This is a genomic window from Desulfovirgula thermocuniculi DSM 16036, from assembly GCF_000429345.1.
GTDB lineage: Bacteria > Bacillota > Desulfotomaculia > Desulfotomaculales > Desulfovirgulaceae > Desulfovirgula > Desulfovirgula thermocuniculi.
Window position 1 is genome coordinate 1 of the sequence record NZ_AUBR01000037.1, and the last position, 15,743, is coordinate 15,743.

The following is a 15,743-nucleotide window of genomic DNA, read 5'->3' on the forward strand; positions in this document are numbered from 1 at the left end:
GGGTGCTCCCATCCCATTCCACCGAGGCCCCAAGTGCCTCAAAAATGGCCCGCAACGGCACCAGCACGCGGCCCTGTTCCACCACCGGCGGCGTATCGCAGACCAGCTCCTTCCCGTCTACCTGCACACTAACCCCCGCCGGTTGCGCTGCAATAGGCACACCGCCAAACAGAAAACAGGCTAAAAGAAACACCAGGAAAAACTTCCACAGAAATGCCATTTTCCTGCTCATGAACTCCCACCCCGCAAAAGATTTCTACCACCATCAGGCATTAACTCCAACCAGTACCAACATTCACCGCACACCCCGTACCTTTCCCGCTTACCCCCACCACTGCCGCTTTTTCCTGATTAACAGGCAGTTGACGCCGGGCGGCACCGCCACCTTACCCTTCCAGCTTAGCCTTTATCTCCCGCATCTTGGCCCCCCAATCGGCCACTTCCTCAGCGGTAAGAATGTCGATGGCACCGCCCTGGAAGTCGCCCTTCACGTCGCCCATTTTTTCCTCCAGCCAGCCTTCGATCTCGAGGTAGACCTCCTTGAGGCCCTCCAGCACCTCGGGATCGGCGTTCCACAGGCCCCGCTGGTGGGCTTCCAGGAGCCTGCGAGCGATTTCCTCCAATGCCCAGGGGTTGTGCTCTTCAAAGAAGCGGCGGTTCTCCTCGTCCAGCACAAAGGTGCGGGTAATATCATCAAAGATCCAGTCGTCAACTTCTTGCGTAGTGGCCTCCCAGCCGTAAACCCGGCCGATGCGCTTGGAGATGTCGCCGGCACCCTTGTAGCCGTGCCGCTTCTGCCCCTCAATCCACTTGGGGTTCAAGAGCTTGGTGCGCACCACCCGACGGATTTCGTCGGCCAGGGTACGTACTTCCACGTGCTCGGGCTCCCTGGTGTCGCCGTAGTAGGTCTTCACTTCTTTGCCCGAAGCCACCCGCGCCGCAGCGGTCATCCCGCCGTGGGTGCCAAAGTAGCAGCAGCAGCCAAAGAGGTCGTATTCGTCGGTAACCACCTTGTTGTAGGTAATATCCACCGTCTTCAGGCTGGCTTGCAGCTGCCTGAAAGCCTCCTTACCAAAGATACCCTTCCCGTAAGCGTAGCCGTTCCAGTAGATGAAAATGTCTGCCAGGTCCTTTTCTTCCTTCCAGGCCGAGGCGTAAACGGCTAGGTTTACCCCTGCCTGGTAGGTGCCGGGCTTGGAGGCAAAAATGCGCAAAGTCGCATCCCGCCAGGCCTGCGGGTTGTTTTGCCCGTTAAGCCGCTCTAAGGTGTGCTTGCGCACGTAGTTTTGTTCCGGCGGCTCGTCCAGGGCAGCCACGGTCTGAATGGCCTCGTCCAGAAGCTCCATGCAGGAATGGAAGTTGTCCCGGGTGATACCGGAAACCCGCACGGTCAGGTCAATGCGGGGCCGCCCCAGCTCTTGTAAGGGAATTACCTCAATGCCCGCTACCCGTCCGTTGGGCAGCCACTTGGGACGCACGCCCAAAAGATAAAGCATTTGCCCCAATCCCTCGCCGTCGGCCCACATGATGTCGTTGCACATCCAGTAAAGGGCAATTGATTCCGGGTAGCGGCCTTCCTCTGCCAGGTACTTCTCCAGGACTTTTTCCGCCAGGCGTTTGCCCACTTCCCAAGCCGCCTTGGTGGGCACCCGGTAGGGGTCCAGGGAATAAAAGTTTCTGCCAGTTGGTAACACGTCGTCCCGGCCGCGGGTAATTAGCCCGGAGGGCCCGGCAGGGATGTACTTGCCATCAAAGCCGGCTAAAAGCGCCTCTATTTCTTGCGAGGCTTCAATGCGCGCGTTTAAATCCAGTACCCGCGGCAAAAGGGCATTTACTTCTGTCAAGGCCTCGGGGCGCAAGAATTTATCTCCCAGGACCTCCTGGGCAAAGCCCGCGTCCACTTCCAAGCCCTTTAAGAAGCGGCTGATGAAGGCCTTGGCGGCGGCATCAATTTCTTCCAAAAGGGCACCGTATGACCTGCCAAAGCGCAGCGAAAACCTTCCCTGGTCGGCCAGGAGTTCGGCCAGCTCCAGATCCATGAGCCTGGCCACGGCCCGGCGCAAAGAAACCTTCTCCCCAGCGTCAAAGCGCAAGATGGAGTTTATGAACTCTATGCGCCGCTCGCCTTGGGGTAATTCGCCAAAAATGTGCTGGCCGTCCTGAATTTGCGTGTTGCGGATGACGGAAAGTACGGTATGGGCCTTTTCGGCTATGGCGGCAAAATTATCATGGCCGCCTTCCACGGGGATTTGTTTATCCAGGCTGGTCTTTTTGATTTCCTCGATAATCAAATGCTCTAAAGTATGAGCGCGGGCCGGATCAGCTACTTTAGCCCTTTCGTACTCCTCCAGGTAGCGCTCCAGCTCGGCCAGCTCGTCGTAAAGTCCGCCCCCGGTCATCACCGTCTGCATGTGGTCCACCAGGGTGGCGTAGCTTCTCCTCTTGGCAATGGTTCCCTCCGGCGGGTTATCCGCGTTGTAAATGTAAAGGTGGGGAAGGGTTCCGAGGGCCAGGTCCGGATAACACTCGCCGGAGAGACCCACGCCTTTGCCGGGCAAAAATTCCAGGTTGCCGTGGGTGCCCACGTGCACAATTACATCCGCGCCAAACTCTCGCTCCAGGTAGCGGTAGGTGGCCAGGTACTGGTGGGGCGGCGGGATGTCCGGGTCGTGTAAAATCTTACAAACCTGCCCGTCGCAGCGCGCCCCGGCGCAACCACGCTTGGGCTGCACGCACACCACGGCATTTCCGTACCGCACGCCGGTAATGACAATTTTCCCTTCGTGGACCATAGCCGCCGGCACGCCGTTTCTGGCTTCTCCCGGCGGGGCGCCCCAGGCCCCGGTAAGCCGCTCCTTTACCCGCTGGGGCAGGGTGTCAAACCACTGCCGGTACTCTTCCACCGGCATGAGCTTTAGAGCCCCACCTTTGCTGATGATTTCATCGGTGGTGGTCCAGCGGAATTCGGAAATGGCTTTACGGTTCATGATGGTATCAACTAGCTCTTTACCGCTCCCTGGTACCTCGACGCTGTAGCCCGCCTCCCGCATGCGGCGCAAGATCCTGGCCACGCTTTCCAGCGTATCCAGGTTGGCCCCGCCGCCCACGGTGGCCTCCACAGAAGCGCAAGGGTTGTTGTGCAGGATAAAGGCTACTTTGCGCTCGTGGACGGGCTTGCGGGAAAGCGCAATCCACTTGGCCACCCTCTCTACCAGGTGGCGGCAGCGCTCTTCCACCGGTACGCGGATCTCTAGCTCCCCTTCTCTTCTAGCGCCAGCAATGAAGATGGGCTCGATGACCCCTTCAAACTCGGGCAAAGCTACGCACCAGGCAATGTCCCGGTTTAACCCCTGGGGATCCTCGGCCCATTCCTCCACCGTGCGGTAAAAGGAGGTCACCGGCTGGAAGACAGGCACGCCCAGTTGCTTTAAAAGGGCTACGCCCGCGGAAGCTACGTCTTCGCGCAGGAAATCATCCGTTCTGATGCGGGCTTCCAAAAAGAAGGAGATTAACTTGATCAGGGCGTTGATCCGGGGCCGCCCCTCGGCACCAAAGAAATACTCCCTGACCACCTCGCCGGAACCCCTGGTACCCAATTCGGCATCCTTTAAGGAGTAGCAGAAGACAGGGATAACCTTTAAACCTTTTTCCTCCAAGAGGTGAATCAAGAGGTTTTCCACCGCCAGGTTGCCGTTCACCCAGTTATTGCGGGCAAAGAGGAGGCCCACCGTAGGAGCGCCGCTAACTTCAAAATGCCCCGCGCGCCCCCCCAAATACAGCTCGTACCAGGAGAGGTATTCTTCTACCGAGGCAAAATAGCCCGGTGCAGCCGGGTGGTAAATGCCCTCCCAAGGAAAGACCAGCGGCTCTTCGTACGCCAGCGGTTCACCCAGAACTTCAGCCGCCAGGTAGCGGAGCATGCGGGCAAAGTTTTCCTTGCCGCCCTGTACTATGTAGGTGTAGCACTTAGCCACCGCATCCGGCCTTACTGTGGAAAGTGTCCAGAGGGCAGGATCGTGAGCCACGCAGACTACGGGTTTGTCTAGTGTTTTTACCGCCTTTTCCAGCTCACCCCAGATGCTTTCTGCCGTGGACCGGTAAAAGAACACCAGGTCGGCCCCGGCCATATCCCCCAGAGCCTTGGCCAAGTCCTCCTTGCCTTCGTCTAAAAAGCGGGCCGAATAAACTTTTACCTCTATCTCGTTTCTCACCAGTTCCGCGGCCTGCCGCATGGTGGTGGCGTGGCTGTGCCACATGACGGCGGTAATTTTTTTCACGGCACTCCCCCCTGCCAAAATGAAAAGCCACGAAGGCCCCTTTCTCCTTGCTTTAGGAAAAGCCTTCGTGGCTTGAAAATTCGATATCAGGACGATATCAGGATCCTACGCCTGGCGATTTCGATCGCCGGGTCTATGTTAGTCGTTTGTGTTATTAACCTTGTAATACATTACTAAGTAATACATTACTACAGAGGCGGACAAATTCCTTCTATAACAACCTATAACAACCCAAAACTTTTTATCTAACTTTTTTTACCACCCAAACTCCGGCCAGAAACAGGGCTATGGCGTACCCTAGCAACACCGCCAAAGAAATGGGTAAAACCTCCCCTCCCCGGGCCAGGGCCCGCAGAGCGTAGCTGGCATGGGTCAGGGGCAGCACTTCTATAATATACGCAACGGCCTTAGGCAAGCGATCGGGCGAAAAGAAGGTGCCGCAGAGGAAGGACATGGGCAAAATCACAAAGGTGGAAAAGTTGGCCATATCCTCGTGGGAGTTAATGGTCATGGCGGCCACCACCCCCAGGGCGGCAAAAAGAAAGCAGGTAAGAAAAACCACCAAAAGAAACCAGCCATTTACTACCAGGTGCGCCCCAAACAGGAAGGCAAGCCCAAGGATGATTAGTGAGGCCACCAGTCCCCGTACTGTACCGGCCAGCACTTTGCCCAGCACAAAGGCGCTGGCGCTAATGGGGGCAATGAGGTATTCCTCCAGGGTTTTGTGGTAGAGGCGGCTCATATTCAGGGAAACGCCTACGGCGTTAAAGCTGGTGTTCATGGCGGAAAGGGCTACGATGCCGGGAACCACAAATTCCAGGTAACTGCCCCCGTCCATACTTAACCCACGGCCCAACCCCCACCCAAAAGCCACCAGGTAAAGAAGCGGGCTGACCAGCCGGGAGGCAAAAAATTTAATGAAGGTGCGCCTGAAAACTACCATTTCCCGCCAAAATACGGTATAAAAATCCAAATTAATCAACCACCTTGCGCCCGGTTAGCTCCACAAAAACATCTTCCAGGTTTGATTCACGGATCAATACGTCCCCATCCACTTGGCTGGCATAGGCCAGGGCTTCCTCCCGGGTGGCAAAAAATTTATACCCGGTATCTTTGCCCCCAAAAGTCTCCACCACCACTTCCCCTACTCTTTTTTTTAGCTCGCCGGGAGTGCCCAGAGCAATGAGCTTTCCTTTATCCATGATACCAACCCGATGGCAGAGAATTTCCGCTTCCTCAATGTAATGGGTGGTTAAAAGTACGGTCATGCCCTCGCTGTTCATGCGCCGGATGAGATCCCAGATTTTGCGACGTGTCTGGGGATCCAAACCCACCGTTGGTTCGTCCAGGAAAAGAACTTTGGGCCAATGCATTAAAGCCCGGGCAATCATTAAACGTCGCTTCATGCCGCCCGAAAACCGGCTCACCAGCTCCCGGGCACGGTCCTCCAGTTCCACGTATTGGAGAAGCTCTTCGATGCGCTTGCGCCTTTCCGTCGCAGGTATCTTGTACAGCCGCCCGTGAAGCTCTAGGTTTTCCCAGGCAGTCAACTCCTGGTCCAGGTTCATGTGCTGGGGCACCACGCCAATTTCCTTTTTTACTTTATCCAGCTCCCGCGTAACGTCATAGCCGTTAATCAAAGCAGTGCCGGAAGTGGGCTTGGTGAGCATGGTGAGCATCCTTATGGTGGTGGTCTTGCCCGCACCGTTGGGCCCCAGCAGGGCAAAAATTTCTCCTTCTTTAATCTCCAGGTCCAGGTCGCTTACGGCCACAATATGCCCGTATTGCTTGGTCAGCTGTCGGATCTCAATCAATTTGTTAACCCCCAGGAACTTCAATTCCGGCGGTGGGCATGGGCGCCCCCCATTATTACCTGCAGCTTTTCGTGGTCCATTTCCATCTCCTGGAACGGCTTGCGGCGCATGCGGTGCAACAGGGCCAGGTTGGCCGATTCCTTCACATCCTCTTCGGTAACCTGCGTGCGACCGGCTAGGGCAGCCATGGTCTTGGCCGCCTTCATCATCACGAGGTCGGCCCGGTGGCCGTCCACACCCATTTCAATGGCAATTTTAGCAATAAGGTATAAAATTTCTTCCGAAATCTCTACCCGGGGCAAAAGTTCTTTAGCCGTTACAATTTGCTGGCGCAGCTTTTCTTCTTCCTTTTCCCATTTGCGGATAAATTCCTGTGGGTTTTCCTCAAAGGCTGCGCGGCGCTTGATGATCTCCACGCGCAGTTCCGGATCCGTGACCCCCGCAATGTTTACGCAAAGCCCAAAGCGGTCTAAAAGCTGCGGCCTCAGTTCCCCTTCCTCCGGATTCATAGTGCCCACCAGGATAAAGCTGGCAGGATGGGTAAAGGACACCCCCTCCCGCTCCACGGTGTTGACGCCCATGGCTGCCGAGTCCAGGAGCACGTCCACCACATGGTCGTCTAAAAGATTTACCTCGTCCACATAAAGAATGCCCCGGTTGGCCTGGGCCAAAATGCCCGGCTCAAAGTGCTTTTCCCCTTTTTTAATGGCCCGCTCAATATCCAGGGTTCCCACCACCCGGTCCTCCGTGGCCGAAACGGGCAACTCCACCACCCGCATCTTGCGCCTCTGCCGGGGAAGCTCTTCCCCTGCCTCCCGGCGCTGGCGGCAACGAACGCACATGGTGGTGACATCCTCGGGATCGCAGCTAAAGGGGCAGTCAGCCACCACTTCAATTTCCGGCAGGAGGGCCGCTAACGCCCTTACGGCAGTGGACTTGGCGGTACCCTTTTCCCCCCGGATGAGAATGCCGGAAAGCCTGGGGTTGATGGCATTTAACAAAAGCCCCTTTTTCATCTCCTCCTGACCCACAATGGCCGAAAAAGGGTAAACGTATCTCATTCTTTTTTCACCCTTTCATGGAATTATCTCCCGCACCGCTTGCACCAGTGCCTCTGCCTTTAAGTCGTCTATCTTATAGTAGTCCGCCCCCAGGGCGAAAGCCAGCCGCCGGGCCAGGCCAAAGGCAAAAAAGCCCTCTTTTTCCACGTCCACGACGATGGATTTGATCCGCTCTTCATCGCGGATGAGCTCGGCTACCCGCAAGGCTTCAGCCAAGGGCTTATCCTCCCCCATGCTCACATTAGCCCGGCCATCGGAGACGAGAATGATAAGGGGCGAGATGTGGGGGTCTTTACGCAAGTGGGTTTTGGCTACTTCGTAAGCTTTAAGAAGGCCGGCCGAGAGGGGGGTCCTTCCCCCGGTGGGCAGTTCTTTTAAAAGCCTGTGTCCCATTTCCACGCTGTTGGTGGGCGGCAGGAGGACTTCGGCGCTATGGCCCCTAAAGGCAATCATGCCAATTTTGTCCCGTTTCTGGTAGGCATCCAGCAAGAGAGATAAAATGGCCCCCTTCGTTTCCACCATGCGCTGCTGCGCCCCCATGGAACCGCTGGCATCCACCACAAAGAGGAGAAAGTTCCCAATGCGCTTTTCCCGCACCTTTTCCCGGATATCGGAGGGCTCGATGGCCACCGCCAGGCCGTTTTTCTCCCGGTGAACCTGGTAGGGAGCTGCCGCTCGCAAAGTGGCGTCAAAGGCCAGGTCGTTATTCTGGCGGTGCATGGTGCTGCGCACGTAGCGACCGCAGCGGCTGGCCGTCTTGGTGCGGGAGCGGCGCCCGGAACCTTTACGTAAAATACGGTCCCGCCGCAAAGCAATGCGCCGCACGGCAAAAGGCCGTCCTACGGCAAAAACAGTTTCCTGGGGAGCCCCAGGGAAAGAAGACCTTTCGTTTAGCTCTTCCTTTCCGGAAGAGCCTTCCTTTCCTTCTACTTCTTGAGGCTCTTTATGTTCCGGGGGCACGTGTTGCGTTTCTTCTTCGCGTGTTTGGGCCTTCTCTTCTACTTCTTCTCCTTCCTTTGGTGGCTCTTCCTGATCCTCCTCAAGCTGTTGCGGCGGGGGAGGAGCCTGACGGGCACGGTGGATGAGAACCAGCTCCGCCGCCTCCAGTACGTCGTCGGCAGCAACCTCTCCCCTGCCAGCAAAGGCAGCTAGGGTGCGGGCAGCAGCCACCAAAACAACTTCCGCCCGGTGGCCGGCAACCAGGGCTTCCATGGCCAGGTCCACGGCTAGGCGCATAAGCCTCTCTGGGATAATCACCCGGGTCAGCAATGAACGGGCAACCGCAATTTGCCGGGCCAGCTCACTTTCTGCTTTGGCCCACCGGCTGATAAATCCCAGGGGATCAGCATCAAAGGCCTCCCGGCGGCGCATAATTTCCACCCGCTGCCGGGGATCTTCAACGCCTTCCACCTGCACGCACAGTCCAAAACGGTCCAAGAGCTGCGGCCTCAGTTCCCCCTCCTCCGGGTTCATCGTGCCCACCAGGGAAAACTCAGCCGGGTGGGCATACGATATGCCCTCCCTTTCTACAATGTTTACGCCCGTGGCCGCCGCATCCAAAAGCACGTCCACCAGGTGGTCATCCAGTAAATTGACTTCGTCGATATACAAAATCCCCCGGTTCGCCCGGGCCAGAATTCCGGGCTCAAAACGGGGCTTTCCGTACCTCAAGGCGTACTCAAAGTCCAGGCAACCCACCACCCGGTCCTCGGTGGCCGAAACAGGAAGGTCCACTACCGGGACGCGGCGGCGGGCTCGAGGCAACTTCCCGTTCGCCGTCAGTTGCTGACGGCAGGACGGGCAAAGGCGCACCCTGTCGTCGGGGTCGCAATTAAAGGGGCAACCCGCCACCACTTCTATCTCCGGCAGAAGGGCCGCCAGAGCCCGCACGGCGGTAGATTTACAGGTCCCCTTTTCCCCCCGGATTAAAACACCTCCCAGGCGGGGATTGATGATGTTTAAAATCAAAGCCTTCTTCATTTTTTCCTGACCGACAATGGCCGTAAAAGGATAAACCACCCGTTCTGACACGTGAGTTTAGCGCCCCCTTTTTCCGCCCCTAGGCCCTAGGGATTCTCTTCCACCGCGAGCTCAACTAAGCGGGGCAGGGGTAATGAAAAACAAAAACCATGAAAGCCCACCTCCTCCGTGGAGGGAAATGGTACCTTCATGGTAACCGCGCAGATGGTGGCTTCGGCCACTTTAAGTAAAAATCTTTCGCCCAAAAGTACGTAATCCCTTCTCCCCGAATGAGGAAAAAGGTCTTAGCTTTAATTGTCTTCTAGTTCACGGCACCACCAGGCAATCTTCCATAAGGCAGACTTCCTCACCGCCACCTGTCCTTCCCACGAGCATTGTGCTTTTCCCCTTCCTTAGCCAGCGCGAGAAAAACCTTTTTCAACCGGCATTCCACCTGATAAATTTCCTCAACCCTTCTCGCATAAGCATACGCTCGGGCAGGACACCCGCCACCGCACAAATGTTTTTGCGGGCAACGATGGCAAGAGTCTATTCCTGCGCTGGAAAGAATACTCTCTACAGAGGCAAGCCTGCCCAAAGAAAGGCCTTTTGCCGTCACGCGACCGAGGTAAAATTCCTCCAGGCCGCACAGGGAAGCGCAAGGGTATAAGCTCCCATCGGGCATAACTGCCAGGGACTGCCCGGCTGCGGCATGGCAGCTATATTCCCGCGAGAAGCCCCTTGCCATTAAAAGCCTGATCCTCTCCACCTCCCGAAAGCGCACGAGCGGCCCGCCCAGCTTCACTATTTCTTCCGCCCGCCTAAAGGCACTTCTTACATTTTGTTCCAGCAACTCTGGATTCGGAGGTTTCACTTCCTTAGACCTACCCCTGCCCAAAGGACGCAAGAGGTCCAGGGACAACCCGTAAACGTTTCCTAAGTAGGAAGCCAGTTCAACCAGGCGGCCCAATGTAGAAACGCTCCTTTCCGTCAGCACCGCCGTCAACCCCACTTTAATTCCTTCCGCCGCCAGGTTCTGCAGCCCATTTATTACCGCCAACGTAGAGCCCCCGCCACCGGCAAAAGGGCGGGTTAAATCGTTTACCTCCGGCGGTCCATCCAGGCTCACCCCCAAGGCCAAGCCCAGGGCTTTTATTTTTCGGGCCATCGAAGAGGTAATCAAGGTAGCGTTGGTCTGCAGCTGGACGGCTGCCGGCAGGCGGCGCTCCCGGATGTAGCGCACGGCCATTTCCACCAGCGGCCAGTTTAACAGAGGTTCCCCGCCGGTAAACTGCACTTTGAAGTATTTGCTGCGGGACGCAACGAAATCAATGGCCTGGCGGGCCACCTCCCAGCTCATGTATTCTTTCTTTTCGCCCCCTTGCGCATAGCAATAGAGGCAACGCAGGTTGCAGTCCAGGGTAACCATGAGCACAAGGCTTCGGATCTCTCCCATTACTCCGTTCTGGCCTCCAGCTCCGCTTCTATCTCCAGGTAAAGCTCTTTTAAAGCCTCGCTCATTTCCGGCGGTGCCTCCCACATACCCCTTTCGGCAGCTTCTAAAAGGTGCTCCACAATGTTTTTCAAGGCCCAGGGGTTTACCTCCTTAAACCACTCCTGCATGGAGGAATCCAGGGCATACTTTTGGGCCAGGGCTTCGTATAACCAGTCATCCAGCACTTCTGCCGTGGCATCCCAGCCAAAAGCCACCTCCACTAAATGAGAGAGATCCCCTGCCCCTTTATACCCGTGACGCTTCATGCTCTCTATCCACTTTGGATTGAGTACACGGGCCCGAAAAATGTGCCTGGTTTCCTCTTTCAGGGTGCGCATTTTCACCCTGTTAGGGTCGGAGCTGTCGCCGCTAAAAGAAAGGGGCAACTCCCCCTTTACGGCCTTTACTGCGACCACCATACCGCCGTGGTAGGAGTAAAAGTCATCGCTATCGTACATGTCAATCTCGCGGCTGTCCTCGTTTTTCACCGTGGCCTCCACGGTAGCCAGGCGGCGGCGAAAGGCATGACGTGCCTCCCGGCCGTACACCCGGCGGCTGTAGGCATACCCTCCCCAGGTAAGGTAAGCTCCAGCCAGATCCCTTTCGTCCTTCCAGTTCTTGGCGGTTATGAGGTTGCTCACTCCTGCCCCGTAACAACCGGGCTTATCGCTGAAAACGCGCCACAGGGCCTCCTCCCGGGCCTCGTTAAGGCTCATCCCCGCCGCCACTTTTTCTGCAATTTCGGCGCGCACGTGGGCCGCCACGAAATTCAGCTCATCCGGCTCGTCTAGATTGGCCACCATTTCCACTGCCTGGTCAATTAGCTGAATAACATTGAAAAAGGCGTCACGGAACATGCCGCTAGCCCGGATGGTAATGTCAATCCTGGGCCGCCCCAGCTCATCCAGGGGAATTACCTCCAGCCCTTTCACCCGCCCGCTCCTTTCTTCCCAGACAGGCCGCACTCCCAGGAGGTAAAGGGCCTGGGCCACATCCTCCCCGCCCGTACGCATATTAGCGGTGGCCCAGACGATTAGGCCCACGCTGCGGGGGTAGTCTCCTCTTTCTTTCCGGTAGCGTTGCAGCAGGGCCTCCGCCAGAGCCTTCCCCACCTCCCAGGCAGCTCGGCTGGGAACGGCCTGGGGGTCAACAGAATAAAAGTTGCGGCCCGTAGGAAGAATGTCGGCCATTCCCCTCGTAGGAGCACCGGAGGGACCGGGCGGCACAAAGCCTCCCGCCAGGGCCACCAGACAACTTTCCAGCTCCTGCTCCGTGGCTTTCAAAGCTGGCACAAGGCTGTGGCCTATGTAATGGATCACACGGCTTACCTCTTCATCTCCTTTGCCTAGAGTAGACTTAACAACGGCATGGGCCTGCTCGGGATCGTAACCGGTCTCTGCAAAGTTTCTTATGAGCCCTCGGGAAACTTGCTCGATTTTTTCCAGGACCTCTCCGTAAGTACACCCGGCAGTGGGGTCAAAACGGCCGGGGCTGGAAATCAACTGATGGTAGTCGTACCCCAAGCTGCGGGCCAGGCACTCACGCAGGGAGGGCACCGGGCCGTTTGCCAGGCGCGTGAGGGATAAAAGCATTTCTACCAGAGCTTCCCCCTCCGGCGGCTGGCCCAGGATATGGAGGCCATCGCGGATGAGGGTATCCTTGATCTCGTAAACATAAGAATGAAGCCGCTCTATAAACCCGTCCCAGTCTTTCTCGGCTTCTTCCCTGGTCAGGTTCAGGTCGCAGTCTAACTTAAGATGTACAATCTTTTCCCAAATCTGCTGACAAATAATGGGTATTTTAGTGGGATCCATCACCTTTGCCTCGTGGTATTCCTTAAAAAGCGGTTCCAACTCGGCCAGTCCTTCATAAGTACCGGCCCTGGTCATTACCGGCACCAGGTGGTCTACAATGCAGGCATGGGACCGGCGCTTGGCCTGCGTCCCTTCACCGGGGTTATTGATAATGTAGGGGTAAACATGGGGCAGGTCAAATAAGGCGAGATCGGGGAAACAGGAAGAAGAAAGCCCTACCCCCTTGCCAGGAAGCCATTCCAGGGAGCCGTGCTTGCCGATATGAAAAACAATATCCGCCTTAAACTCCTCCCTCAGCCAGCGGTAGAAAGCCAAGTAATGGTGGGGTGGGGAGAGATCGGGGCTGTGGTAGATTTTCGCCGGGTCCTCCAGAAAGCCCCGTGGCGGCTGGAGGCCCAAAAAAACGTTGCCCAGGAAAATGCCTGGTATGAGGAGCTTCTGGCCGTACACAAAAACCTCTCCCGGAGGCTCCTTCCAGTCCCGTCTTAAGGGCTCCTTTACCTGGTCCGGGAAGGAATTAAACCACTGCCGGTAAGTGGTGCCCTCCACCCAGGCCACGGCCCGGCGTTCCAGTTCCCGCGGGTCCAACCAGCCCCGCTCGTTGGTCAGGCCAGAGAGGACCCTTTCCATGAGCTCTGCCCCGCTGGAAGGCAAATTTTCCACCGGGTAGCCAGCTTCTTGCATCTTTACCAGCAGGCGGTGGACGCTCTCCGGAGTGTCCAGGCCAAAGGCGTTCCCAATGCGGTCGTTGCGCGGAGGATAGTTGTGCAAGATAATGGCCACCTTCTTTTCGCGGTTGGGTTTGCGCCTCAAAGTCGCCCAGCGCAGGGCCAGAGAAGCCACCTTCCTCGCCCGTTCGGCTATTGGCTCGTACCTGACCAGGCCGGCCCCGGTAAGAGGATCTCTTTCTCCCTCTTCCCTGGTGGCTACCGGCACGGTTATGAGGGCACCGTCAAACTCCGGCAGGGCCACGCTCATGACCACATCCAGCGGTCCCAGGCCCTGGGGGCTTTCCTCCCACTCCCGGCGGGAATTTAAGGAAAGAATGACTTTAATCACGGGCACGCCCAAGCGGCGGTAGAGGTCCTTTTCCTCCAACCGCCCAAAGGTTGGCGTGGCCATGGTCTGGGCAAACATCAGGGTATTGAGCACCACATCCACCACCGGCCGGCCGTTCCGGTAAAAGTAATTTTCCACCACCCAGGCAATGCCCCGGCTGCCCAACTCGTCATTGCGCGTGGCGTAAAGGAAAACGGGAAGGGCCACCCCTCCCAGCTCCTCCACCTGCCTGATTAGTTCCTCAACAAAGCCGGTATTGCCCGCTACCCAGTAGCTCTGGTAAAAGAGGATGCCCACTACAGGCTTTCCCTCACCCAATCTGGTGGCCAGGTATTCAGCCACATCCGTTCCCGGGTAATTGGGATGGTAAAAGCCCTCCCAGGGCAACGGGCGCGGCTCTTCCACGGGCAGCTCCCGGCCACCAAAGCGGCTGGCCGCCCAGAGGAGCAGGCGCCGGTAATTGTCCCTGCCGCCGTAGCTCACAAAAAGCCGCACCAGATGGTAATCCTCCTCAGAAAGATGGCTTAACTGTCTCTGCTCCTCCCCTTCCTCCCCAGCGGAAGGTATGATGGCCAGGGGAATATCCCGTTCCCTGGCCAGAACGGCCAAACGCCTGCTTCCCGGCAGCGATTCTACCCCGCCCATGGTACGCAGGAGCAGGAAATGGCACTCTGATGCCTCGGCAACCAGCTCCTCTTCCTTTCCTGGGTCGCTAACCTCCCTCTTGGCAAAAGCCCTTGCTTCGACGATGGGTCCAAACTCCTTGCGAAGGGATGCCAGCGCCGCGGCCAGAACACCCAGCTCCCCCTCTATGGCCGTGTAAAACAGCACCTTAATGGGCACAGACCTCACTCCTTTCCAATAGCGCGCTTAAGTTCTGGGCCAGTTCTTCCAGGCTCCGGCAGTAAACCTGCCTGCTGCTATTGCCACCGTACAGACCCCTTGCCTCCTCCCGGGACCGCAGGCTAAAGACCGGCTTTCCCTGTGAAATAGCCTTTTGCACCAGCTCCACATTGCGCCTGTTCAACCGGCCCACGGGAAAGTCAGCTTCCACCACACAAGGAATTTTTTCCATAATCTCCGTCGCCCGTAGGAAAGCGCGGGCGCCAATTTCTTCAAAGGGCTTCTCGCCGATCACGGTGCTCCCCACCGCCCTCGCTACATGAAAGTCCACGTCGTTTTCGTGGATGATGCCCGTGGCCAGGCCTAAACCCCTTTTGCTCAGCAGGCGGTAAAGGGCGGAGCCGCTTCCCGCTCCCGCCACCACATACACCTGCGGTTGTCCCCCGTTGTTGAGTTCAATCCCACCCAAGCAGTGGCAGTAACTACGCCAGCTAAGGCGCTGGCCACCGTAATGATGGCCACGCGTAAGGAATACACGTTTACCCCCATGCTCCGGGCGTAATCCTCTCCCAGCAAAAGGGCGTTCAAGGGCTTAATCAGTAAAAAAGAAGAAGTTAACATAAGGAAGGGTTAGGGCCCCCAGGGCTGCCAGCTCTTCGCGGGTAAACCCGGAAAAACTGCCCAGCGTCCAGAGGACAAAGCCGTGCACCCTTTCCTTTTCTGCTAGGGCAATTAAGATACTGCTCACCGCGCTGCAAAGATAACCCATCATGAGGCCAATGACCAGCAGAGTGACTACATTCTTCATGCGGGCGGCCACGGCCAGGACAATAACCATTACCCCCAGGGCACCAAGAAAAGCCGCTACGCTTAAGACGAGAGGGTGAAGAGGCACTCCCCGGTAAAAACCCGTGAGCATTACAAGCCCTACCAGGAGGGTGGCCCCGGAAGAAATGCCCAGCACATAAGGGCCCACAATGGGATTTCGGAAGAACACCTGCAGGAGAAGGCCGGCTGTGGCCAGGGCCGCCCCTCCAAAGAGTGTGGCCAAGGAGCGAGGCAACCGAATCTGCCAGATTACTGTCTGGAAGGTGGCATCCTGCACGGGTCGATGCAAAACAAGGCGCACCACTTCCCCAAAGGGTACGGGTACGGGCCCCAGACTTAAGTTCAGCAACAACAGTAGCCCCGCCGCAAAGGCAAAGGTGAGGATAAGAACGGTGTGGCGGCCGTATTTTGCCGGCACCACCACTATTCTCCCCCCGTGCACCTATTTTTCCGGCAATGGCATAAAGTGCCTAGCATTGTAACCCCCCCAAATGCGTGGGTAAAAGAGGGCCGCTAGGTCCTCAATTTGCTCGTGGGCTTTTTCTATAGACTGCCAGTACCCAGGGCCGGACGCACCAAACTTTCCTTTCTCT

Annotated in this window: 11 protein-coding genes; all 11 read right to left on the reverse strand. The window is 57.1% G+C overall.

The annotated features are described in order from the left end of the window. A partial coding sequence (locus G454_RS18505) for a stalk domain-containing protein (RefSeq protein WP_035107550.1) occupies positions 1-232 on the reverse strand: 232 nt, incomplete at its 3' end. 154 nt (positions 233-386) lie between these two features. Further along, the gene (cobN, locus tag G454_RS0109415) at positions 387-4,277 is read right to left on the reverse strand and encodes a cobaltochelatase subunit CobN (RefSeq protein ID WP_027718432.1); all 3,891 of its coding nucleotides are present in this window, start codon (positions 4,275-4,277) and stop codon (positions 387-389) included. A 241-nt stretch (positions 4,278-4,518) separates the two neighbouring features. Continuing rightward, on the reverse strand, positions 4,519-5,250 hold the full coding sequence (locus tag G454_RS0109420) for an ABC transporter permease (RefSeq protein ID WP_027718433.1): 732 nt from the start codon (positions 5,248-5,250) through the stop codon (positions 4,519-4,521). Between the two features lies 1 nt (position 5,251). Then, positions 5,252-6,091: a daunorubicin resistance protein DrrA family ABC transporter ATP-binding protein gene (locus G454_RS0109425; protein ID WP_027718434.1), complete on the reverse strand. Its 840-nt coding sequence runs from the start codon at positions 6,089-6,091 to the stop codon at positions 5,252-5,254. Between the two features lie 20 nt (positions 6,092-6,111). Further along, a complete protein-coding gene (locus tag G454_RS0109430; protein WP_027718435.1) occupies positions 6,112-7,152 on the reverse strand; it encodes a magnesium chelatase ATPase subunit I in 1,041 nt (346 codons plus the stop codon). 15 nt (positions 7,153-7,167) lie between these two features. Further along, a complete protein-coding gene (locus G454_RS0109435; RefSeq protein WP_245574366.1) occupies positions 7,168-9,171 on the reverse strand; it encodes a putative cobaltochelatase in 2,004 nt (667 codons plus the stop codon). 307 nt (positions 9,172-9,478) lie between these two features. Then, the gene (locus G454_RS18510; protein ID WP_245574367.1) at positions 9,479-10,540 is read right to left on the reverse strand and encodes a radical SAM/SPASM domain-containing protein; all 1,062 of its coding nucleotides are present in this window, start codon (positions 10,538-10,540) and stop codon (positions 9,479-9,481) included. A 26-nt stretch (positions 10,541-10,566) separates the two neighbouring features. Next, entirely contained in the window at positions 10,567-14,322 is a 3,756-nt protein-coding gene (gene cobN, locus G454_RS0109450; RefSeq protein WP_027718437.1) for a cobaltochelatase subunit CobN, read from the reverse strand. Beyond that, entirely contained in the window at positions 14,312-14,791 is a 480-nt protein-coding gene (locus G454_RS0109455; RefSeq protein WP_169719337.1) for a hypothetical protein, read from the reverse strand. The genes cobN (G454_RS0109450) and G454_RS0109455 overlap by 11 nt, the downstream gene beginning before the upstream one ends. After that, positions 14,701-14,943, reverse strand: coding sequence for an iron chelate uptake ABC transporter family permease subunit (locus tag G454_RS22710; protein WP_211230025.1), 243 nt, complete (start codon positions 14,941-14,943; stop codon positions 14,701-14,703). The genes G454_RS0109455 and G454_RS22710 overlap by 91 nt, the downstream gene beginning before the upstream one ends. Next, entirely contained in the window at positions 14,915-15,571 is a 657-nt protein-coding gene (locus tag G454_RS18515) for an iron chelate uptake ABC transporter family permease subunit (RefSeq protein WP_211230026.1), read from the reverse strand. The genes G454_RS22710 and G454_RS18515 overlap by 29 nt, the downstream gene beginning before the upstream one ends. Positions 15,572-15,743 lie beyond the last annotated feature (172 nt).